At 74.1% G+C, this 22,669-nt stretch carries 16 protein-coding genes; 10 read left to right on the forward strand and 6 right to left on the reverse strand.

Going from position 1 to position 22,669, the window contains the following annotated elements; translation table 11 throughout:
• Window positions 1-134: 134 nt before the first annotated feature.
• The 3 genes from IF37_RS0107640 (at window position 135) to IF37_RS0107650 (ending at window position 5,213) form a co-directional block, all read left to right on the forward strand.
• On the forward strand, window positions 135-626 hold the full coding sequence (locus IF37_RS0107640) for a hypothetical protein (protein WP_052845023.1): 492 nt from the start codon (window positions 135-137) through the stop codon (window positions 624-626).
• Window positions 627-908: 282 nt separating this feature from the next.
• Window positions 909-2,942 (forward strand): hypothetical protein, encoded by a 2,034-nt coding sequence (locus IF37_RS0107645; protein WP_253915680.1) that lies wholly within the window; start codon window positions 909-911, stop codon window positions 2,940-2,942.
• 195 nt (window positions 2,943-3,137) lie between these two features.
• Window positions 3,138-5,213, forward strand: coding sequence for a SpoIIE family protein phosphatase (locus IF37_RS0107650; protein WP_030738209.1), 2,076 nt, complete (start codon window positions 3,138-3,140; stop codon window positions 5,211-5,213).
• A 53-nt stretch (window positions 5,214-5,266) separates the two neighbouring features.
• On the opposite strand, the gene IF37_RS0107655 is transcribed toward IF37_RS0107650, so the two are convergent.
• On the reverse strand, window positions 5,267-8,077 hold the full coding sequence (locus IF37_RS0107655) for a SpoIIE family protein phosphatase (RefSeq protein ID WP_052845024.1): 2,811 nt from the start codon (window positions 8,075-8,077) through the stop codon (window positions 5,267-5,269).
• 415 nt (window positions 8,078-8,492) lie between these two features.
• Here IF37_RS0107655 and IF37_RS0107660 point away from each other — a divergent pair, with 415 nt between their 5' ends.
• From IF37_RS0107660 to IF37_RS0107690, 7 genes are all read left to right on the forward strand, one after another.
• A complete protein-coding gene (locus tag IF37_RS0107660; protein ID WP_030738216.1) occupies window positions 8,493-9,368 on the forward strand; it encodes an alpha/beta fold hydrolase in 876 nt (291 codons plus the stop codon).
• A gap of 194 nt (window positions 9,369-9,562) precedes the next feature.
• Window positions 9,563-10,306, forward strand: a complete 744-nt coding sequence (locus tag IF37_RS0107665) for an alpha/beta fold hydrolase (protein WP_030738219.1) — start codon at window positions 9,563-9,565, stop codon at window positions 10,304-10,306.
• 41 nt (window positions 10,307-10,347) lie between these two features.
• Window positions 10,348-11,211, forward strand: coding sequence for an alpha/beta fold hydrolase (locus IF37_RS0107670; RefSeq protein WP_030738221.1), 864 nt, complete (start codon window positions 10,348-10,350; stop codon window positions 11,209-11,211).
• 111 nt (window positions 11,212-11,322) lie between these two features.
• Window positions 11,323-14,250 (forward strand): FAD-binding and (Fe-S)-binding domain-containing protein, encoded by a 2,928-nt coding sequence (locus tag IF37_RS0107675; protein ID WP_030738224.1) that lies wholly within the window; start codon window positions 11,323-11,325, stop codon window positions 14,248-14,250.
• Between the two features lie 58 nt (window positions 14,251-14,308).
• The gene (locus IF37_RS0107680) at window positions 14,309-15,154 is read left to right on the forward strand and encodes a fumarylacetoacetate hydrolase family protein (protein WP_030738227.1); all 846 of its coding nucleotides are present in this window, start codon (window positions 14,309-14,311) and stop codon (window positions 15,152-15,154) included.
• Between the two features lie 110 nt (window positions 15,155-15,264).
• On the forward strand, window positions 15,265-16,230 hold the full coding sequence (locus IF37_RS0107685; protein WP_030738230.1) for a hypothetical protein: 966 nt from the start codon (window positions 15,265-15,267) through the stop codon (window positions 16,228-16,230).
• Window positions 16,231-16,337: 107 nt separating this feature from the next.
• Window positions 16,338-16,790: a MaoC family dehydratase gene (locus tag IF37_RS0107690; RefSeq protein WP_030738233.1), complete on the forward strand. Its 453-nt coding sequence runs from the start codon at window positions 16,338-16,340 to the stop codon at window positions 16,788-16,790.
• A gap of 98 nt (window positions 16,791-16,888) precedes the next feature.
• Here IF37_RS0107690 and IF37_RS0107695 read toward each other — a convergent pair whose 3' ends face one another.
• The 5 genes from IF37_RS0107695 to IF37_RS0107720 all read right to left on the reverse strand — a co-directional run bounded on the left by IF37_RS0107695 (window position 16,889) and on the right by IF37_RS0107720 (window position 22,625).
• Entirely contained in the window at window positions 16,889-18,334 is a 1,446-nt protein-coding gene (locus IF37_RS0107695; RefSeq protein WP_030738236.1) for an NAD(P)/FAD-dependent oxidoreductase, read from the reverse strand.
• Between the two features lie 36 nt (window positions 18,335-18,370).
• Window positions 18,371-19,507 (reverse strand): MAB_1171c family putative transporter, encoded by a 1,137-nt coding sequence (locus tag IF37_RS0107700; protein WP_253915691.1) that lies wholly within the window; start codon window positions 19,505-19,507, stop codon window positions 18,371-18,373.
• Between the two features lie 79 nt (window positions 19,508-19,586).
• Window positions 19,587-20,750 (reverse strand): hypothetical protein, encoded by a 1,164-nt coding sequence (locus IF37_RS0107705; protein WP_030738242.1) that lies wholly within the window; start codon window positions 20,748-20,750, stop codon window positions 19,587-19,589.
• Window positions 20,747-21,358, reverse strand: a complete 612-nt coding sequence (locus IF37_RS0107710) for a hypothetical protein (RefSeq protein WP_079165607.1) — start codon at window positions 21,356-21,358, stop codon at window positions 20,747-20,749. The genes IF37_RS0107705 and IF37_RS0107710 overlap by 4 nt, the downstream gene beginning before the upstream one ends.
• A 661-nt stretch (window positions 21,359-22,019) precedes the next feature.
• Complete coding sequence (locus IF37_RS0107720; protein WP_030738248.1) at window positions 22,020-22,625, reverse strand: lytic polysaccharide monooxygenase; 606 nt, start codon at window positions 22,623-22,625, stop codon at window positions 22,020-22,022.
• Between the last annotated feature and the right edge of the window lie 44 nt (window positions 22,626-22,669).

Genomic DNA, 22,669 nt, shown 5'->3' on the forward strand with positions numbered 1-22,669 from the left:
CGCGCACCCGGTCCCGTGCGCCCGGCCCCATGCCTTCCGCGCCGCCCGGCCCCGGGCTTGCCGTGCCTTGCGTGCCGGACCGGGGCCGTGGACGCGGCGGCGAAGCGCCGGCGACGGTCAGAAGGAAGATCGTGATGCCTACCGACACCGAGCTGCTCAGTACCGACGGCAAACAGATCGAGGACCTGTTCCGCAAGAGCCCGGCGGGTGAGATCCCCCAAGGCCCGATGGAAGGCCGGGCCATCCTCCCGGCGGCCGGGCCCGTGGGGGCGCGGCTGCTCGCCGGCCTGGTGCGGCTGTGCCTGTGGCGGGGCAAGGTCTTCAGCCCGGAGGGCTACCTCAGCAACCGCCTCACCCCGCTGGACATCCTGTCCGTCGTCGCCACGGTCGGCCCCGGGCCCAGCCGCCTGGACGACCGGGAGTGCATCGTCATCGACTACTCCCACACCTCCACGCTGTGCGCAGGGGTGCGCGATGAGCTGCGCCAGGTCGAACCGCACCTGTACCTGGGGCTGATCTGGCTGTCCGGCCGGAAGATCGGCTGGTTCACGCTGCGCGACCCGGACAGCGGCGGGGGACAGGCCCGCTCGCGCCGGGACGACGAACGCGGCCACCGGGCCCCGTGACGCGGCCCTCCGATTCCGTGAGCGCTCCGTCCGCTCCTCCCGCGACCGCGACGCCCGCCGGGGGCCACCGACAGCCCCCTGCCACCGCCCGCCGGGGCCACCGACAGCCCCCCGCCACCGGCTCCCCGCTTCCGTCCGCGACCGGCTCGCCGCCTCCCTCCGCGACCGTCTCCCCGTGACCGCCGCCCGCGACCGTCCGGGCCAGGAACCCGCCGGGGCGTCAGCTCCCCGGCCGGCGCGCGGGGTTCCGCACCCTGCCGCCCCGACGAAAGGCTCCCGACCTTGTTCCCCTCGTTCACCGTCACCGGCATCCGCGGAGCGACCCCCCGAACCCCCCGCGGCGCCCGCAAGTCCAAGCCCTCCCCGCCCTTCTCCCGTACCGCCCTGGCCGCGTCGGCCACCCTGGCACTGCTTCCCGCGGCCCTTCCCACGGCCACGCCCGCGGACGCGGGCGCGCCGCCCCCGCTGCACGGGACCGTCACCAGCGCGGGGAAGCCGTTGTCCCACGCCACCGTCACCCTCTTCGCCGGGGACCGGCGGGGCGTCCGGCAACTGGGGCGTGCCACGACCGACGCCCACGGCTCCTTCCTGCTGCGGCCCGGGCAGCGCACGGGCTCCGTGCTGTACGTGGAAGCCGCGCCCGCGCACGACCGTGCCCTGCGTCTGCGCTCCGTCGTGGGAGTCGGTCCGGGCGGCGGCGTGCCGCAGCGCCACGAATCGACGGTCACCGTCAACGAGTTCACCACGGTCGCCACCGGCTTCGCCCTGGCCCAGTTCACCGACCGGCGCGGCGTCTCGGGCCCGAGCCCCGGCCTGGAGAACGCCGCCGCCACGTCGTACAACCTCGCCGACCCGGCCACGGGAAAGCCGGGCAAGGTCGTCACGAACCACGACAACGGGGCCAGGAACGACACCCTGGCCACCCTCGGCACCCTGGCCAACCTGGTCTCCCTGTGCGCGCCCGGGGCGGACACCGGGCGGTGCCGGGACCTGCTGCGCCGGGCGACACCGCCGCGCGGCCCCGCGCCCGCGGACACCGCCCAGGCCGTGGCCGCTCTCGCCCGCAACCCGCGGCTGGCCACCGGCGAGCTGCACGCCCTGGCCGGCCGCGCCCACACCTACGCCCCGGCGCTCGACCAGGCCCCCACGGCCTGGGTACTGGCCCTGCACTACACCGCCCCCGAGGTCTACGCCCCCGGACGCGTCGCCGTCGACGCCAAGGGCAACGTCTGGGCCTCCAACAACTGGCTGCCGGGGACCCGCGACCCCAGCCCCTACGTCACCGTGCAGGACCCGGTCGGCAACCCGGCCCTGAACAGCCCCCTCAGCGGCGGCGGCATGAAGGCGGGCGCCTGGGGGATCGCCATCGACCACGCGGGATCCGTGTGGGTGCCCAGCTACGCCGGTGACGCCATGGCGAAGTTCTCCGCGGCCGGCCACACGCTCTCCCCCGCCACGGGCTTCAGGGACGGCGGCCTCGACCACCCGCAGGGCACCGCCGTCGACCAGAAGGGCAACCTCTGGATCGCCAACTTCTACGGACTCAAGGGCAACCGGGGCAAGGGCAGCGTGATCGTCTACCCGCACGGCGATCCCGCCAAGGCGATCACCATCACCGGCGGCGGCCTCGACCACCCGTTCTCGATCCAGATCGACGGCCAGGGCCGGGCCTGGGTCTCCAACGCCCGCCTCAACGGTGCGAAGCTCATGGACACGCGCCCCCTCACGGGACACGCGGGCGGCAGCGTCACCGTCATCGGCCCCGACTTCAAGCCGACCGCGTTCTCGCCGATCGAGCACGACTCGCTCGACTGGCCCCTCGCCCTCGCCGTCGACTCCCGGGACAACGTCTGGGTGCCCGGTTTCCTCAGCAACTCGGTCACCGAACTCGGCCCCGACGGCAAGGTCACCGGCGCCTACCGACTGCCCACGACCATCGCCCCCTGGTCCGTGGCCGTCGACGGATCGGACCGCGTGTGGGTCGCCGGCTTCGGTGCCCCCTCCGTCTCCGTCCTGTGCGGTGCGAACACCGACGCCTGCCCGCCCGGCTCCGCCACCGGCGCGGTGCTCTCCCCGCCCGACGGCTACCGCAGCAAGTCCATCCAGCACCTCACCGCCGTCCAGCTCGACCAGTCCGGCAACGTCTGGCTGGCCAACAACTGGTCCAGGCTCGCCCCGCCCACCGGCGGCGACGGCCTGGTCGAACTCATCGGAGCGGCCACCCCCGTCTGCACCCCCTTGCAGCCCCTGCCGGCCCGCCCCACCGCCACCGGATCCACCGCCTGCCCCCTCCAGACCGGCACCGGGCCCCGGTGACGGCGGCCCGGTGGCACCCGCCGCACGGCGGGGACCGGCCGGCGAGCGCACCGCCGCACCCCGGAGAGGCGGCGTGCCGCGCCCGTCCCGGCCCGCTGGGAGGCACACCGCCCCGAAGGCGGTGACTATGTAGGGAAGGACGGCGAGCCGCCCCGGCGGCGCGCGCTCCCACCGCGTGGGAGAGGAGAACGGCCCATGGGTGAAACGGGCGCCCCGCACCCCGGCGCCCCGGACCGGCCCCCGTCCGGTGCCGGCTCGTCACCCACCGGTCTGCTCGACCTGCTGAGCATCGCCGCGGTCGTGCTGGACGCACGCGGGCGCGTGGTGTTCTGGAGCCCACAGGCCGAGGAGCTGTTCGGCTACAGCGCGCAGGAGGCCCTGGGGCAGTTCGCGGCGCGGCTGCTGGTGCACGAGGAGTACTGGGACCAGGTGATCGGACTGTTCGCCGAGGTCATGGAGTCCGGCACCGACTGGGCCGGGGCGTTCCCGATCCGGCAGAAGGACGGCAGCACGCGGCTGGTGGAGTTCCGCAACATGCGGCTGCTCGACGACCTCGGCGACACCTACGCCCTCGGGCTGGCGGTGGACCAGGCGACGGTGGCCCGGGTCGAGCGGGGCGTGGCCCTCTCCGCGCGCCTGGTCTCCCAGTCCCCGATCGGCCTGGCCATCCTCGACACCGGCCTGCGCTACGTGACCGTCAACCCGGCGCTGGAGCGCATCCACGGCCGCTCCGCCGCCGAGCATCTGGGCCGTCGCGTCGGCGAGGTCCTGACCTGTCTGGACGCCGCCGCCATCGAGGCCCGGATGCGCCGGGTCCTGGAGACCGGGCAACCGGTGTCCGACTGGTACGTCGTGGGCCGCACCACAGCCGAACCGCACCGCGAATTCGCCTGGTCGGTGTCGTACCACCGGCTGGACGACGCCACCGGGCGGGTGATCGGCCTGGCCTCGTCCGTCATCGACATCACCGAACGCCACGACGCCAACCGGGCGGCGACCCGTGCCCGCGACCGCCTGGCCCTGATCGCCCATGCCTCCGCCACCGTCGGTACGACCCTGGACGTGGAGCGGACGGCGCACGAGCTGGCCGGTGTCGTCGTACCCGACCTGGCCGACGTCGTCTCGGTGCACGTGCTCGACAGCGTCCTGCGCGGGCACCCCCCGTCGCACAGCGGCCCCGTCCGCTTCCGGGTCGGCGCCGTCGCGGCGGCACCCGGCTGCACGGCGGCACGCGCGGCGGCCGACGTGCCCGGAGCGGTCACCACGTACGACGGCGACCGGCTGATCACGCGGTGCGTGCGCACCCGCCGGCCCGTGCTGCTCGCCGAGACCACCCCCGCCGACCTGCGGCGCATCGCCCGCACCGACGAGAGTGCCGCCCTGCTGGCGGACGCCGGGGCGCACTCCTACCTCGCGGTGCCGCTGCTGGCCCGTGGCGAGGTACTGGGGGCGCTCAGCCTGATACGCGTCCGCGCCTCCGCGCCCTTCGACGACGACGACACGCTCCTCGCCTGCGAACTGGCCGGCCGCGCCGCGACCTGCATCGACAACGCCCGCTGGTACCAGAGCGTGCGGGACACCGCCCTCACCCTCCAGCGCCGGCTGCTGCCCGAACTGCCGTCCCGCCTGCCCGGACTCCGGATCGCCTGCCGCTACCTGCCGGCCGGCGCCGCCGTCGAGATCGGCGGGGACTGGTTCGACGCCATGCGCCTGGCCGGCGACAGGACCGCGCTGGTCGTCGGGGACGTGATGGGCAGCGGCATCGACGCCGCCGCCAGCATGGGGCAACTGCGCAGCGCCACCCGGGCCTTCGCCCAGCTGGACCTCGACCCGGCAGAGGTCCTGCGCCACCTCGACCGGCTCACCGGGGACGTCGAGCACACCATCGCCACCTGCGTCTACTGCCGCTACGACCCCGAGCGGGAGGAGTGCCGGATCAGCCTGGCCGGTCACCTGCCGCCGGTCCTGGTCCGGTCCGGCCGGCCGGCCGAGCTGCTCGACCTCCCCTCCGGCGTGCCGCTGGGCGTCGGCGGATGGGACTTCCGGACGACGGCCTTCGCCTTCCGGCCCGGCGACCAGCTCGCGCTGTACACCGACGGCCTGGTCGAGACGCGCGGCGACCCGATCGACGCCCGCCTCGACGTCCTCCGCGACGCCCTGACCGCGACGGCCGGCCGGGACCTGGACGAGGCGTGCGACCGGGTGCTGGAGACCCTCCGGCCGTCCGCCGGTGACGACGTGGCCTTCCTGCTGGCCCGCGCCCGGACCTGAGCGGCGTCGGCTCCGGCCGGCCGGGGGACGGGGGCCGGACGGTGCGTCCGGATTCAGGCGTCGAGATCGTCGAGATCGTCGAACTGGTCGAGGAGGAAGTCGACCGGTGCGTGGCCCGTGGTGGCGGGCGTGCCGCCGCCGAGGAGCTGTTCCGCCCAGATGACCTTGCCACGGGTTGTGTACCGCGTCCCCCACCGCTGGGCGCACTGCGCCACCAGGAACAGCCCCCGCCCGCCCTCGTCCGTGGTCGCCGCCCGCCGCAGCCGCGGCGAGGTGCCGCTGCCGTCCGACACCTCGCAGATCAGACAGCGCCCGTACAGCAGCCGCACCCCGACCGGCGGCGAGCCGTACCGGATCGCGTTCGTGACCAGCTCGCTGACGATGAGTTCCGTGGCGAACCCGGTCTCCTCCAGCCCCCACCCCCGCAACGTCTCCCGGCACCGCGCCCGCACCGAGGGAACCACCGCCGGGTCCGACGGCACGTCCCACTCGGCCACGCGCGAGGGCGGGAAGCGCCGGGTACGCGCCACCAGCAGGGCGATGTCGTCGCGGGAGGGCGACGGCTTCAGCGCGTCGATCACCGCCTGGCAGGTCTCCTCCGGCGTGCGGCCCCCGGAACCGTCCAGCGCCCGGCGCAGCCGCTCCATGCCGACGTCGATGTCGTGGCGGCGGTCCTCCACGAGCCCGTCGGTGTACAGCACGATCCGCGAGCCCTCCGGCAGGGACAGCTCGACGGTCTCGAACGGATAGCCCCCGAGGCCGAGCGGCGCCGAAGCCGGCACACCGGGACAGCCGGCCGTTCCGTCCGGGTGCACCACCACCGGCTCGGGGTGTCCCGCACGGGCCATCGTGCAGGCCCCCGCCACCGGGTCGTAGACCGCGTAGAGACAGGTCGCCCCGGTCACGCCCTCGCCCTCCCGGGCCGCCCCGGCGTCCTCCGTGTCGTCCTCGTTGTCCATGCGCACGACCAGGTCGTCCAGATTGCCCAGCACCTCGTCCACGGGCAAATCCAGGGTGGCGAAGTTGTGCACCGCGGTACGCAGCCGGCCCATCGTCGCCGCCGCGTGCAGCCCGTGACCGACGACGTCGCCCATCACCAGCGCCACCCGGGCGCCCGGGAGCGGGATGACGTCGAACCAGTCCCCGCCCACCCCGGACTCCGCGGGCAGGTACCGCCAGGCCACCTCCAGCGCGTCCTGGTCCGGCTGCCCCCGTGGCAGCAGGTTGCGTTGCAGGGTCACCGCCATCGCGTGTTCGCGGGTGAACCGCCGGGCGTTGTCGATGGCTACCGCCGCCCGCGCGGCCAGTTCCTCCGCGATGGCGAGGTCCTCCGGCTCGAAGGCCGGGGAGTCCGCCGTCCGGTAGAAGTTCACCACGCCCAGCTGGACGTTCCGCGCCCGCAGCGGCACGGTCAACAGCGCGCGCACCCCGTGCTCCAGTGCCTTCCCGGTGTGCTCCGGATGCTGTTCCCGCCAGCCGTGCGCCTGCCGCAGGTCCGCCTCCAGCACGACCCGCCGCGCCTGGAGCGCCCGCATCTGCGGGGCCCGGGCGGAGAAGGTGATCACTTCGCCCAGCGGATACACCGGGACCATCGGCCGCGCGCCGGCGATCGCCGCCCGGCTCAGCCGCCGCCAGCCCTCCGCCGTCGGCTCCCAGCCCCGCAGCACCGCGTCGAGCAGGTCCACCGTCACCAGGTCGGCGAAGTGCGGCGCCGCGACGTCGGCCAGCTCCTGGGCCGTACGCCCCACGTCCAGCGTCGTGCCGATCCGGACCCCGGCCGCGTACAGCAGCTTCAGCCGTTCCCGCGCGACCTCGGCCCGCCCCGAGAGGGCCGCCAGCTCCGTGGTGTCCCGCAGGGTCACCACGGAGCCTCCCCGGCCGGCCCGCGGGTACGTCAGCCGTTTGTTCACCGCCAGCAGCCGGTCCCCCGCGAGGTGCACCTCGTCGGTGACCGGGTCCGGCGAGGTCAGCAGGCGTGTGATCGACTCCGGCAGCCCCAGCTCCGGCACCGGGCGGCCCCGCACCTTCGCCGGCAGCCCGAGCAGCCGCGTCGCCTCGTCGTTGGCGAGCAGCAGCCGCCCGTCGCCGTCGGTGATCAGTACGCCTTCCCGTACCGCGTGCAGGACCGCGTCATGGTGTTCGTACAACTGCGCCAGCTCCGCCGGGGCCATGCCGCGGGTCTGCCGCCGCAGCCGCCGGGCCACCAGCGTGGTCCCCGTGACGGACAGCGCCAGGGCGACCGCGCCGCTGCCCAGGATGATCGGCAGCTGCGGCAGCCACAGGGCCGCCACGTTCCGGACCGTGAGGCCGGCGGAGACCAGGCCGACCACCGTGCCGCGCGCGTCGGTCACCGGGACCACCGCCTGCACGGCCGTCCCCCCGCCCGCGGGCAGGGGCGGCCCGCTGACCTGTTCGACGACGGTGTGTCCCCGCAACGCCGGTCCGATCGTGCCGACGAACTTCTTGCCGATTTCCTGCGGATAGGGGTAGGTGAGGCGGATTCCCCGCGTGTTCAGCACGACGACGAAGTCCAGGCCCGTGCGTGCGCGTGCCGCCTCGGCCCGCGGCTGGAGCACCGCCGTCGGATCACGGCCGCGCAGCGCCGCGGCCGTGCCGGGGGCACTCGCGAACGACTGGGCCGCGACGACCGACTCCCGGCGCCCCTGCTGCACGGCGTCCCGCGCCGTCTGGACCGCCATGGCCGCGACCCCGCCCGCGACCAGCAGGACCGTGATCACGACCTGGATCAGGAACACCTGTCCGGCCGTACTGCGCAGGCCCGGCAGGCCGACCCGGCGTCGCCGCGGGCGCCCGTCGGGCGGGCGGCGTTCCGGGCACCGAGGCCGCCCGGGAAATACCTCCATACACCCTTGATAACACCGAGGGCCCCCCGCCGACGCCGAGCCGTCCCGGACGGCACCGCGATCCGCGCCCACCGTCACCGGACACTGCCCTACGGCGGCCCGGTCCGCCCCCGGCCGACCCGAGGTGTGCGCTGTGTGCGCTGTGAAGTCAGTACCGTGCGCCGACGTGCCATCCGCGGGTGTCGCCGCCTCCTAGCGTGACACCACCGGCCGCACCGGCCGGCCCCGCACCCCGCCGCCGCACCGCCGACCCGGGCCGGTGACGCCGGCGTACCGAAACCCGCCGGTGCGGGTATGCCGACGTATCGCCGTACCGGCATCCCGACGGGCCGGGGCTCCGGCGAGCCGCCGGTCCGTTCCCGAGCGGCCCGCACCCACCGACCGACCCTTCCCTTCGACGCGACGGGCGTAGCTCATGGCAGAACCGACCGGCATCACGCACCACACCGCCACCCTCAACGGCATCCGGCAGCACTGGGTCAGCGCGGGGGAGGGGCCGCCGGTGTACCTCCTGCACGGCTTCCCCGAGACCTGGTACGGCTGGCGCAAGCAGATCCCCGTACTGGCCGAGCGGTTCACCGTGATCGCGCCCGACCTGCGCGGCTACGGCGACACGGAGAAGCCGGCGTCCGGTTACGACAAGCGGACCATGGCCAACGACGTCGTCGCCCTGATGGACCACCTCGGCCACGACCGGATCGCACTGGTCGGGCACGACCGCGGCGCCCGCGTCGGCACCCGCTTCGCCAAGGACCACCCGGACCGCGTCGACCGGTTCGTGGCGATGGACAACATCCCCACCCGGGTCATCGCCGACACGTACGACGTGACACTCGCCCGGCAGGGCTACTGGTTCTTCACCTTCCTCGGCGTGCCGGACCTGCCCGAGGCGCTGATCGCGGGCCGCGAGGAGACCTGGCTGACCCACTTCTACCGCAGTTGGTCGTACGACCCCGAGATGCTCTCCCCGGAGGAGATCGCGGTCTACGTCCGCGCCTACCAGCAGCCCGGCGCGGTGCGCGGGTCCTGCATGGACTACCGCGCCGCCGCGCAGGACGTCGAGCAGGACCGCGCGGACGCCGACCGGCTGATCGACTGTCCCGTACTGACCATCTGGGGCGAGGACTTCAGCGCCGTCGGGCAGGCGTACGACGTCCTGGACGTCTGGAAGGGCATCGCCCGTGACGTCCGCGGTGTGCCCATCGCCCAGTGCGGACACCTGTGCCAGGAGGAGAAGCCCGACGTCGTCAACGCCGAGCTGCTGGCGTTCCTCGCCGACTGGGGCGGCTGACCCGTCGGTCCCGCGGCCCCCCTGGCCCGCACCTCGCAGTCCCTCGGCCCCCGTCCCGTGGGGGCACCGGCCCGGTCGGCCGCATGCGCGGAGGGCACCCACGGAACACACCCCGGGCGTGCATGGGCAACTTTCCACTCGTCCGGCCCGTAATGCTCCGTTCCGTACCTCATTCGATCTTTCAGGAGACAGTCATGTCCGCTTCCGCCAAGCCGACCGTGGTCCTCGTCCACGGCGCCTTCGCCGACGCCTCCAGCTACGCCCGCGTCATCCCCGAGCTGCTCGCCCGCGGTCTGGACGTGGTGGCCCCCGCCGTCCCCAACCGCAGCCTGCTCGGTGACGCCGCCTACGTGGCCGCGCTGGTCCGGCAGATCCCGGGACCCGTGATCCTCGTGGGCCACTCCTACGGCGGTGCCGTCATCACCGTCGCCGGTGTGGAGGACAACGTCAGAGCACTCGTCTACCTGGCCGGCTACGCGCTGGAGAAGGGCGAGAGCCTGGGCGAACTCCAGGGCCGGTTCCCCGACTCCGACCTCGCCTCCGCGCTCGTCTACACGCCGTTCGCGGTCGAGGGCTCCTCCACTCCGGGCACCGACGTGTCCGTGCAGCCGGAGAAGTTCCCGGCCATCTTCGCGGCCGACGTCGACCCGAAGCTGGCCGCCGTCCTCGCCGTCTCCCAGCGCCCGCTGGCCGCGCTGGCGTTCTCCGAGGCCGCGCCGGCCGCGGCCTGGAAGACCAAGCCCAGCTGGGGCCTCGTCTCCTCCTCCGACCACACCATCAACCCCGACGTGGAGCGCTACGGCTACCGGCGCGCCGGCATGACCACGGTCGAGGTCGACTCCTCGCACCTGGTGATGCTCTCCCACCCGCGGCGCGTCGTCGACCTGATCGAGGAGGCCGTCCGCGCCACCTCCGACGTCAAGACCGCGTCCGAGTGACCGCGCCGCAGCCCCCCTCCCACCAGCACAGGAAGCAGCCGATGAAACCCTCGATCTCCCGCCGTACCGTCACCGTCTCCCTGCTCGCCGGCGCGGCCACCCTGGGCACCGCCGGCACCGCGTTCTCCGCCCCGGCCGCCGCGGCGCAACGGCACGGTCACCGGCCCCCGCAGTCGGCCAAGCCCACCGTCGTCCTGATCCACGGCGCGTTCGCCGACGCCTCCAGCTGGAGCGGCGTCGTGGAGCGGTTGCAGCACCAGGGCCACAAGGTGGTGGCGCCCGCCCTGCCGCTGCGCGGCCTGGCGAGCGACGCCACCTACATCCGCAGCGTCCTGGACAGCATCGAAGGCCCGATCGTGCTCGTCGGGCACTCCTACGGCGGCGCCGTCATCAGCCACGCCGCGGCCGGCGCGGCGCAGGTCAAGGCGCTCGTGTACATAGCGGCCTTCGTCCCCGACATCGGCGAGAGCGCGCTCGACCTCACCGAAAAGTTCCCCGGCAGCACCCTCGGCCAGGCCACCACCAGCCAGTCCTACCCGCTCCCCGGCGGCGGCGAGGGCCAGGAGCTGGTCATCCGCAAGGACCTCTTCCGCAACCAGTTCGCGGCCGGCGTCCCCGTCACCACCGCCCAGGTCATGGCCGTGGGCCAGCGCCCCATCGCGCTGGCCGCGCTCCAGGAGAAGGCCACCAAGGCGGCCTGGAAGTCCATCCCGAGCTGGTACCTCGTGGCGAGCGAGGACCGCAACATCCCGCCGGCCGCCGAGCAGTGGATGGCCCGCCGCGCGCGGGCCCACACGGTCACCGTGCGGGCGCCCCACGCGGCCTCCGTGAGCGACCCGGCGCCCGTCACCGAGCTGATCCTGCGCGCCGTCCGCGCCGTCGAACCCGCCCGTCAGGGCCACTGAGGACACGGCACGCCCGCGGGAGGAATCCGCTCCCGCGGGTGTGCCGGACCGCTCGCCGGCGGTGGCCGGTCCGCGCCACCGCCCGCACCGACAAGGCAAAGGGAGCACAGCATGGTCCTGTTCGAACCGGACCCCGGCACACTGCGTCCGCACCGGACCACGGGCCCGTCCGCCGACCGGGTGCCCGCCGACCGGGCGGCCGGCACACCGGAACCCCTGCGCGCGGACCTGGTCCGGCTGCTGGGCCCGCACAAGGTGCTGCACACACTGTCCGACCTGGTCAAGTACGCCTCGGACGCCAGCCCCTACCGCTTCGTACCCCAGGTCGTGGTGCTCGCCGAGACCACCGAGGACGTCGCCGCGGTGCTGCGCTACGCCCGGGAACACCAGCGCGAGATCGTCTTCCGGGCGGCCGGCACCTCGCTGAACGGACAGGCGCAGGGCGACGACATCCTGGTCGACGTACGCCGCCACTGGGACGGCGTGCAGGTCCTCGGCGACGGCGCGCAGGCGCGCATCCGCCCCGGCACGACCGTGGGCCGGACCAACATCACGCTGTCCCGCCACGGCCGCCTCCTGGGCCCCGACCCGGCCAGTTCCAGCGCGTGCACGGTCGGCGGGGTCGTCGCCAACAACGCCTCCGGCATGACCGCCGGCGTCACCCGCAACTCCTACCGCCTGCTGTCCTCCCTCACCGTCGTCCTGCCGTCCGGCACGGTCGTGGACACCGCGGCCCCGGACGCCGACACCGCCCTGCGCCGGGCCGAACCCGAGCTGTACGAGGGGCTGCTCGCGCTGAAGGCCGAGATCGAGGACGACACCGCGCTCGTCGCCCGCATCCGCGCCAAGTACGAGCTGAAGAACACCAACGGCTACCGGCTCGACGCCTTCCTGGACGGCACCACCCCCGTGGAGATCCTGCGCGGGCTGATGGTCGGCTCCCAGGGCACCCTGGGCTTCATCGCCGAGACGGTGTTCGACACCGTCTCCCTGGACCGCCGCACCCACACGGCGCTGCTGTTCTTCCCCGACCTGGCGGCCGCCGCCGCGGCGGTGCCGCTGTTCAACGACGCCGGGGCGCGCGCCGTGGAACTGATGGACGGCAACACCCTGCGGGCCTGCGCGAGCGTCGACGGGGTCCCCGCCGACTGGGCGGACCTGCCCCGGGAGACCGCCGCCCTGCTGGTGGAGTTCCGCGCACCCGACGACGCCGGGCACACGGCCGCCCGGCAGGCGGCCGCCGCCGTCGTGGAGAAGCTGACGCTGGTCGCCCCCGTGCCCTCCGTCACCAACCGCTTCGTCGAGGACCCGGCGACCGTCCACACGTACTGGCACGCCCGCGAGGCCTTCATGACGGCCGTGGGCAAGGCACGGCCGGACGGCACCACCCTCATCACCGAGGACTTCGCGGTGCCGCCGTCCCGGCTGGCCGAAGCCTGCCGCGCCCTGGCCGAACTCCAGGAACGCCACGGCTACGAGGCCGCGGTCGCCGGCCACGCCGCCCACGGCAACCTGCACTTCCTGCTGGCCCTGGACGCCGCCCGGCCGGAGGACGTCGAGCGGTACGCCGCCTTCATGGACGAGTTCTGCGCCATGGTCGTCCAGCGCTTCGACGGCTCCCTCAAGGCCGAGCACGCCACCGGCCGGAACATGACGCCGTTCCTGGAGTCCGAGTGGGGCCCGCGCGCCACCGAGCTGATGTGGCGGATCAAGCGGATCGTCGACCCGCACGGCGTGCTCGCCCCCGGCGTGGTCCTCAACCGCGACCCGGAAGCCCATCTGCACGGTCTGAAGACCATCCCGGTCACCGAGTCGGCCGCCGACCCCTGCATCGAGTGCGGGTTCTGCGAGCCGGTCTGCCCGAGCCGCGACCTCACCACCACACCGCGCCAGCGGATCGTGCTGCTGCGCGAGATGACGCGCCAGCCCGACGGCTCGACCGCCATGGAGGGGCTGCTCGGCTCCTACGGCTACGACGCCGTCGACACCTGCGCGGGCGACTCGACCTGTGCGATCGCCTGCCCGGTCGGCATCGACACCGGTGCCATGATGAAGGGCTTCAGGCACCGCAGGCACTCCCGCCGGGAGGAGCGCAACGCCGCCCGCGTCGCCCGGCACTTCGGCCTGGTGGAGTCCTCGGCCCGGGCCGCCCTCGGCGTCGCGGACCAGGTCGGCGACCGGATCATGGGCAACGTCACGTCGGCGCTGCGCCGGGCCGTCTCGCCCGAGCTGGTGCCCGAGTGGATCCCCGGCATCCCCTCCCCGGCGCAGACGCGGCTGCCCGTCACCGAGCGCACCTCCGCCGCCGCCGTCTACTACGTGGCCTGCGTCAACCGGATCTTCGCCGGGCCGGACGGGGAGCCCGGACCGTCCCTGCCCGAGGCGGTCGTCGCCGTCTCGCACCGGGCCGGACGCCCGGTGTGGGTGCCCCCGGACATGGCCGGCTCCTGCTGCGCGACCATCTGGCACTCCAAGGGGTACGACGACGGCAACACGCTCATGGCCAACCGCATCGTCGAGCGGGCCTGGGAGTGGACCGACGGCGGACGGCTGCCGCTCGTCGTCGACGCCTCGTCGTGCACCCTCGGCATCGGCCACGAGGTCCGGCCCTACCTGACACCGGAGAACCTGCGCAGGCACGAGCGGCTCACCGTCGTCGACTCCGTCGTCTGGGCCGCCGGACTGCTGCCGGACCTGGAGGTGACCGCGCCGCTCGACAGCGCGGTGCTGCACCCCACCTGCTCCATGCGGCACCTGGGCGACGTGCAAGAGCTGCGCGCCGTCGCCGAGTTCATCGCGCGGGACGTCGAAGTGCCCGTGCACGCCGAGTGCTGCGGCTTCGCCGGTGACCGCGGGCTGCTGCACAAGGAGCTGACCGAGGCGGCGACCCGGCACGAGGCCGACGAGGTCACCTCACGCGCGTTCGACGCCCACCTGTCGGCCAACCGCACCTGCGAGATCGGCATGGAACACGTCACCGGCCGCCCCTACCGCTCCGTGCTGCTGGCCCTCGAACGCGCCACCCGCCCCACCGCATGAGCGCCCTTCGGCGCTCCGACCCCCACCCGACACCCTCACCTCACCCGGAGAGCACATCGTGCGCATCGCCAACCTCGCCGGACGCCTGGTCCTGATCACCCCCGACGGGGCGGTCGACGTCCACAAGGCCAGCGACGGACGGTTCTCCAGCGACCCGCAGGCCGTCTACGACCGGTGGGAGGAGTTCCGCGCCTGGGCCGGCGGCACCGACCACGGCGGCGCGGTCCCGTTCGACCCGGCCGACCTCGGCGCGCCGGCACCCGCCCCGCGCCAGCTCCTCGCGGTCGGCCTGAACTACCGCGAGCACGTCTCGGAGGCGGGCTACACCGTGCCCGAGGGCATGCCCCCGGTCTTCACCAAGTTCGTCAGCAGCCTCACCGGGCCGGTGACCGAGGTGAAGCTGCCCGCCGGCGGCCACACCGACTGGGAGGTCGAGCTGGTCGTGGTCATCGGCCGCGCGGCGCGCGGGGTGCCGGAGACGGAGGCGTGGGACCACGTCGCGGGCCTCACCGTCGGTCAGGACCTGTCCGAACGCATCCTCCAGTTCGAGGGTCCGGCCCCCCAGTTCAGCCTCGGCAAGTCCTACCCGGGCTTCGGCCCCACCGGACCCTGGCTGGTGACCCCCGACGAGTTCGACGACCCGGACGACCTGGAACTGACCTGCGCCGTGGGCGGCGAGGAACTCCAGCGCGACCGCACCCGTCACCTCATCTTCTCCGTCCCGGCCCTCATCGCACGGCTGTCCGGCGTGCTCCCGCTGCTGCCGGGCGACGTCCTGTTCACCGGCACGCCGTCCGGTGTCGGCCTCGGCCGCTCGCCGCAGCGCTGGCTGGCCGACGGCGACGAACTGGTCAGCTCCATCGAGGGCATCGGCGAGCTGAGGCAGCGGTTCACCCGCTCCTGACCGGCCGGGGCGCCACGGCACCCCGCCCGGCACGAGGGCCCGCCGCGCGGCAGCGGTACGGCCCGCACCGGTTATCCCCACCCACACCCACACCACCGAAGGGAACAATCATGAACACGTCCGCGAGAGCCACCCGCACCAGCCTGTTGGCCGCGGCGGCCGCCACCCTCCTCGCCGTGACCGTCGCGGGCCCGGCGACCGCGGCCCCGACCGCCGGCGCGCGCTTCGTGGCCCATCTGGACATGGCGGCGGGACAGCGCCCGGAGAACATCGCCCTGGAGCCCTCCGGCGCCGCCGACGTCACCTTCGCGTTCAGCCGCCAGGTCGCCCGGATCACCCCGGACGGCCGCGTGCACGTCCTCGCGACCCTCCCCGAGCCCCCGGCCGGCGCCACCACCCCGGCGCTGTCCTCGCCCTTCCTCGGCGGCATAGTCCGCGCGCACGACGGCACGCTCTACTTCCTGTACGCCACGGGCAGCGCCGACCAGACCGGCCTGTGGCGGCTGCGCCCGGGCGGCACCCCGCGGCGCATCGCCGCGCTCCCCGCCGAGAGCCTGCCCAACGGCCTGGCGTACGACGAGCGGGCCGGCCGGTTCTACATCGCCGACTCCGTCCTGGGCACCGTCTGGCGGGTGCCGGCCGCCGGCGGCGCCCCCACCCGCTGGGCCACCGCGCCCGAACTGGCCCCCGAGGGCTTCCTCGGCGCCAACGGCATCAAGATCCACGGTGGCGCCGCCTGGGTGTCCAACCTCGACAAGGGCACCGTGCTGCGCATCCCGATCACCGCGCACGGCACCGCCGGGCCCGTCCGGGTCCGGGCCACCGGCCTCGTCAACATCGACGACTTCGCGTTCACCGGCCACGGCGACATCCTGCTCGCCGCGATCAACGCGGACAACGAGATCGCCGTCGTCCGGCCGGACGGCAGCCACACCGTCGTCCTCAGCGGCGCGGACGGCCTCCAGAACCCGACCTCGGTCGCCGTGCGGGGCAACACCGCGTACGTCGCCAGCGGCGCGTACAACACCAACAGCGACCCCAACATCCTGGCCGCCCGGGTGCGTCCCGGTGCCTAGGGGGTTTCGTTTGGGTCAGCCCGGGTCCGCGACGCCCGGCACGGCGCCTCGCCGCGTTGTCGGACCACCCGAGTACGCCCAGTACGCGGGTGATCCTCCGCCTTGCGATGCACCTCCTGGTCGTCCCGGCCAGGACGTTCGACGAACTCAGCGTCGGCGAGGTCTTCCGCGCCCCCAGCCGGACCCTGACCGACGCCCACGCCGCGGCCTTCCAGACGGTCTCCGCCGACAACCACCCGGTGCACTACGACGCCGAGTGGGCGCGCCGGCACGGGCACTCCGCCCCGGTGGTGCACGGCCTGCAAGTGCTGGCGTTCACCGCGCCCGGCGCCACCCTGTTCCCGCACGTGATCGGGGAGGTGTTCGTCAGCTTCCTGGAGCTGTCGTGCTCCTTCCTGGGCGAGGTGCACTCCGGGGACACCCTGTACCCGGCCCTGACCATCACCGCCCTGGAGCCCGAGGGCGACACCGGGATCGTGACCACCAAGGCGACGGTGCACAACCAGCGGGGCGAACTGGTGCTGTCCGGCCAGCACAAGTACCTGCTCCGGCGCGGCTAGCCACCTGCCGGTGAGGCCGGGCCGTCAGCGTCGACGGCCCGGCCTCACCACTGTCACCGGGGATGCCGACGGCAGCGCCCGGCAGTGCCCGGCAGTGCCTAGGAGAGGGCCTGTGAGGGGCGCGGGTGCCCGGCGGTCCTCCTGAGCCGCTCCAGCACCTCGCGTTCCGCGGGCCGCAGCGGCGGCTCGGCCGTGTGCGGGAGGGCGGGGCCGGTCAAGGCCGCCAGGAGCGCCCTCGGCCGCAGGGCCCGGCCGGCGGACCCGGTGAGGCTGGTGACGTCCCACAGCGCCGTGGCCGCGTCCAGGGAACCGGTCGCGGCCCTGGTCAGCCGGTGCGCGTAGCCGGCGGCGACCCGGTCGGCGAGCCGGGGCCGTGCCCCGTTCACCCCGGGGTAGAGGACGTCCATCGCCACGGCGGTGGCCCACGCCGCGTCGACGTGGCGGGCCGCGCCGCGCAGGACGCGCCGGGCGAGCCCGGGGCCGGCGAGACCCGCGCGGCGCAGTTCCCGGGCCAGCACCCGGGCGCCCAGCGCGGCCACCGACATGCCCTGGCCGTACGCGGGGTTGAAGGTCGCCAGCGCGTCGCCCAGCACGACGAACCGCTCGGGCCACCGCGCCGACCTCTCGAAGTACCGGCGGGCGTTGCCGGTGCTGCGGCCCCGGGTGACGACCACGTCGGTGAGCGGTTCCGCGCCGGCGATGAGGTGCCCGACGATGGGGTGCGGCAGGCCGAGGGTGTAGTCGAGGAAACCCCGCGGGTCCCGCGGCGGTTCACCGCCCCGGGTACCGCCCGCGCTGACCATCCACCGGTTGCCCTCGATCGGCAGGACCATGGCGCTCCGGCCGGGCAGGCCGTTGTAGGGGTTGGCCTGCACCACCGTCAGCGGGAACGATTCAGCACCCGCCGGCGTGCGGTAGATCCGGGTGGCGTTGGTGAGACCGGAGTCGATCCTCCGCTCCTCGACGCCGGTGATGCCGATGCCGCCGAGCCACCGCATGCTGCCCGAGCCCCGGCCGCTCGCGTCGACGACGATGTCCGCTTCCAGCTCGGTGCCCAGGCCGTGGTCCGGCCCGCCGAGACGGACCCCGCGGACGCGCTCGGCGTCCCCCAGAAGCCCTTCCACGGTGGCCCGGTGGACGGTGACGGTGGGGCAGTGCTCCAGCAGGGCCTGCCGGAGCACCCAGTCCAGCAGGGCCCGGGTGCAGGTGATCATGCAGGGGCCGCTGGGCCGCCACCGGCGCAGCCACCCGCTGTCCGCGGTACGGGCCAGCATGCCGTTGCCCAGCGCGATCTGGTGGGCCCCGGCGGCCAGCAGGCGCCCGCGCACGTCCACCGGGAGGAGTTCCTCCATGGCCGACAGACCGCCGGCCATGAGGAGATGGGCGTGCCGGCCCTGGGGCACCCCGCGCCGGTCCGCGGGACCGTCCGGAAGCTCGTCCCGGTCGAGCAGGAGGACCCGCGTCGTGGGGTCGGCACGCGCCAGCGCCGCGGCGGCTACGAGCCCGGCGACGCCGGCTCCGATCACGACAGCTTTGTGCGACAACTGACTCTCCCTGTAGGTAGCGCTCACGGGACGACGTCACCACGTCCCCACCTGCTCCGGTGCGGCCTGGCCCAGGCGCTGGACCGCGGTGGCCAGCTCGACCAGGTCGATGGTGAGGCGGAACTTCTCCGGCGGGTCCGCGGGTCCGCGGCCGTGGCCCGACGCCCGGCGTATCCCGTCGATGATCATCGCCTTCTCGGAGGCGACGCGCGCCCTCTCCCGCTCCTCGCCGCGGGCCACGGCCGCCGCGTACGCCGTCCGGCCGAGCTGCTGGTCGAAGTGGGCCGTCAACTGGAGCAGGGCGTCACGGATGTTCGCCTCGAGCAGGTACAGGCGGCTGCTGGGCAGTTGCCACCACAGCTGCCACCGGGTCGGTTCCGCGACCGGCGCCGTCGCGACGTCCTTCACCGCCGACCACAGGGGTCTGAGCGCGCGGTAGGTGGTCAGGCTCTGCCGCTCCGCCGCGGCGGCCGAGCCCAGGCGGGGCAGGACGAATCCCGCGGAGTAGATCAGGGCGCCGAGCGCGGCGGCCGGCGGGGCGACGTTGGTGGACAGCACGTCCAGGTCGTACCCGAGCCAGCGCGCGACGACCGCGGTGACCTTGGCGAGGGTGAAGCCGAGGGCGTCGAGCAGCAGGCCGGCCAGGATCAGCCGGAGGCCGAGGCGGAGCAGTCCGGTCACCTCGTCGCGCGCCCATTTCAGACAGACGGCGCTCAGGACGATGGTGCTCGCCAGATGACCCATCAGATAGAGGGTGATCATCTCCCGCATGTACGGGGTGTTCGCGTAGTAGGTGTCCAGGTCGGTGAGCCGCTCGGTGTCCGCGTCCGCGAGGCCGAACAGGACGACGACGGCGACGATGAGCGTGCCGTAGACGGCGACCGTCAGCCGGGTCATGCGCCGGATCCGTTCCCGCGGGCCGCCCCTCCAGTGGATCAGCAGGATGATCAGGGAGCAGCTCAGGGCGGAGATCGAGCCGTAGGTCAGGGGGGCGCCCATGTTGGGGACGCCGGTGGCGCGGTTGACCGCGGCGAGCGTCACCGGAGCGGACCAGAAGAAGCACAGCGCGGCGATGAACGCGGTGGCCCGGGTGGCGATGGACAGGGCCGAGCGGGGAGTCCTGCGGGGCCGGCGAAGCAGTAGCGCGGCGAGCGCCAGCAGGAAAGAGGCCATATACACGACAAGGCTCATCCTTCGGGGACTCCGTTCAGGTCCGCGGGCTGTGGGGGGAGGGGCGCGGTCGGTTCCGCGGTCACACCGACCGCGCCCGGGCGAGGCTCGGCTCGGCGGTGCGGGCGTCGCGCCCGGACCTCTTCACGGCGTCGGCGATCAGGACCAGCAACGCGGCGTCGCGCGGGGCCGGCAGCCGAGGGGCGGAGCCGGGCTCCGGCGCGTGCGGCCGGGTGCCGCGCTGGACGGCCGCGGCGATGGTCGCCGCCCACGCGGCGGAAGCGGCCCGCCGGAAGTCGCCCGTCCTCGCCAGCTCCGCGTCGTGGGTGTCGTCGTAGAGCCTCTCGTCGAAGAGCGTCTCGATCGCGAGGAGGCCGTTGTGGATGGTGCTCCAGCGCCAGGTGCCCCACAGCAGCGGGGAGCGCGGCCGTTCGACACGGAGCGCGCGGTCCGTGAGCACCGGATCCAGTACGGCGTCGAGGGGCGCCAGGCGGACGAAGTCACGCCACGCCGAGAGGTGGTGGCCCGCCAGGGGGAGGAGCACCCCCACCACCGTCAGCACCGCGCCCAGACCGGCGCACAGGGGCGGGACGGACGTGCCGAGGACCGACCAGTCCCGGCCGGTCCACCGCGCGACGACCGCGACCAGCTTGGAGCCGCTGTACCCGGCGCTGAGCACCGTACCGGCGCCGATGGTCAGCAGACTGGCCCGCAGCCAGGGCCGTTCGCGGACCTCCGGTTCGAAGGCCCAGCGCAGCGACCAGACGGTGCCCACCGTCACCGCCGTCAGATGGGCGACCAGATAGAGGACGACCATCTCGCGGATCCAGGGCGTCGTCGCGTAGTACGTGTCGAAGTCGCTGGGGCGCTCCTCGGCGGCGTGCCCGGCGGTGAACAGGACGGCGATACCGGCGAGGACGGCCGCGTACCCGTAGATCCAGTTGCGCGTCGTCCGGCGCATCGCGGGGCCGCCGCGCCAGCAGGCGATCAGGATCAGCAGGGTCGCGCTGTACGCGGTGATCGAGCCGTAGGTCAGCGGAGCGGCCAGATTGGGCACGCCGCTGACCTGGTTGATCACCCGCACCGAACTCGGCGCCCCCAACAGGAAGCAGAGCGAGGCGAACGCCAGCACCACGTTGACGGCCCGGACCGAGGGATCGCCGCCGTGCCGCACCAGGCCCGGCAGTCTGACCAGCAGCCCGACGCACAGCAGGACACAGCTCGTGTAGTTGATCGCCCCGGTCATCGCCTGTTCCCCCGGTAGTTGAGGGCGTCCGCGATCCGGCGGGCCGTCTCGCCGGTCGGCACGTCACGCTCCATCAGTGCCCGCATCTCCTGCCCGATCCGGATCCCGAACAGTTCCGCCTCCTTCTCGGGGTCCTCGTCGAACCGCGAACGGGCGGCGGCCGGCTGGGCGCCGTGCGCGTGTCCGGCCTCCAGCTCCTCCCACGCCCCGCTCGCCAGCTGCTCGGGCGTGAAACCGTCCTTCTGCCGCATGTGCCACAGCTCGTGACCGAGGATCTGCGCCTGGTGCCAGATCTCCGCGTCCTGCTCGATGACGACGTCGTCCCGGTCCGTCCGCTCCAGCCACATCCCCGTGGCCTTGAACTCCCGTGGGATGTGCACCTTGTGCACCGTCAGCCGGCGCTCGCCGCGCCACCGGCGGGCGGACTCGACCAGGGCGTCGAACAGGGCCTCGGGATCCGCCGGAGCCTGGGGGCCGTCGCCGTCGCCCTCGCCGGCACCGCCGAGCCTCTCCCGGACCGGGGCGATGAGCGTCTCGGCGAACCGGCGCATCTCCTTGTCGCGGCGCCGTAACCGCTGCCACTGACGGAGGCGGCGCAGCGGGGTCATCGCCCGTCCCGGCGCTCGCCGGAGTTGCGTCCGCTGTCCGCGGCCGTCTTCCGGGGCGTGCCCGTGGCGACCCGCTTCGGGGGGAACCGCCTGCCGTCGGCACGCCGGCGGGTCCCGCGCGGGAAGTCCGGCCGCCGCCGCACCCGTTCGGCCACCGCGGTCCCCCCGGCCCGCCGTCCCGACGGCGGGTTCGGTACGGCGGGTTCGGCTGTCCCCGTTCCGTAGGACGGCTCCCGGCTGTCCGGCACTCCGGCCGGTTCGCGGCGCCCGGCGGCGGGTCGGACGCGCTCCGCGGTTCCGGCCGGTGTTGCGTAGGCGTCATCTGCTGCCACCGGGCATTCTCCTGGGCGCGTCGCTGGTCGGGGGCGGGACGTACGCGAGCGTATCGGCATCGCCCCGACTGGTCGACAGTGACGGGACACCCCGCCCGGCCGCGCGGGCCCGGCCGGCCGCGCGGGGCTTCGCGCGGCAGGCCTTCGTCCTGCGGGGTACCACGGTCCGTGGCCGCCCACGGCGGGTGCTGCCCCATGGCACCGGCCCCCCGTGGGGACGAGGGGCCGGTGCCGTGCCCGCGGTACCGTGCGGGCACGGGGCCGGTCGGCGTGGCTGAGCCTGTCCACGCCGGCCGCGCCCGGCCTTGAGGAGTGACCGGGGTCCGGCGTCAGAACGTGACGTCCGAGCAGGCGTAGAACGCGTTGCCCGTGTCGGCGATGGTCCACACGCCGAGGATGACGTGGTGCCCGCTCAGCCCGGTCGGCAGGGTGCCGCTGTGGCTGAGGGTGGCCGGCGGCTGCTTGCCGCCGTAGGGAACGGTCAGGAACGCGGTCGTGTTCAGGTCGGCGCGCGTCAGGGCGTGGTCCTGGTTCCAGCCCTGCTTGGTGACGTAGTACTTGAAGTCGGTCGTCGCGTGCCGGGCCTCGATCTGCCAGCGGAAGGTGTAGCTCTGGCCACCGGTGACCTTGGTGGTGGGCCAGTCCGTGCCCTTGGGCGTGCGGGCGCCGTTGAGCGGGTTCCAGCGGCCGTCGCCGGCGGAGCAGAGCTGCCCGTCCGCCGGACCGCCCGCCGGGAAGCCCTTGGGACCCTCGACGCTCTGCGGCTCCCACTGGATGTCGCCGCAGCCCTTCACCGTGCCGTTGGCGCACAGCAGTTGCCTGCTGACGGGGAGGTCGGTGTAGCCGTGGCCGCTGGCGCCGCCGGTGGACAGGACGAAGGCGCCGGCGGTGGTGAGGCCGAGTACGGCCCCGTACAACCTGGTCTTGGTGCGCATGTAGCCGCTCCTCAGAACATGGGGGACTCCGGTGAACTGGATCG

It is taken from the genome of Streptomyces sp. NRRL S-31 (assembly GCF_000718775.1).
In the GTDB taxonomy this organism is placed as follows: domain Bacteria; phylum Actinomycetota; class Actinomycetes; order Streptomycetales; family Streptomycetaceae; genus Streptomyces.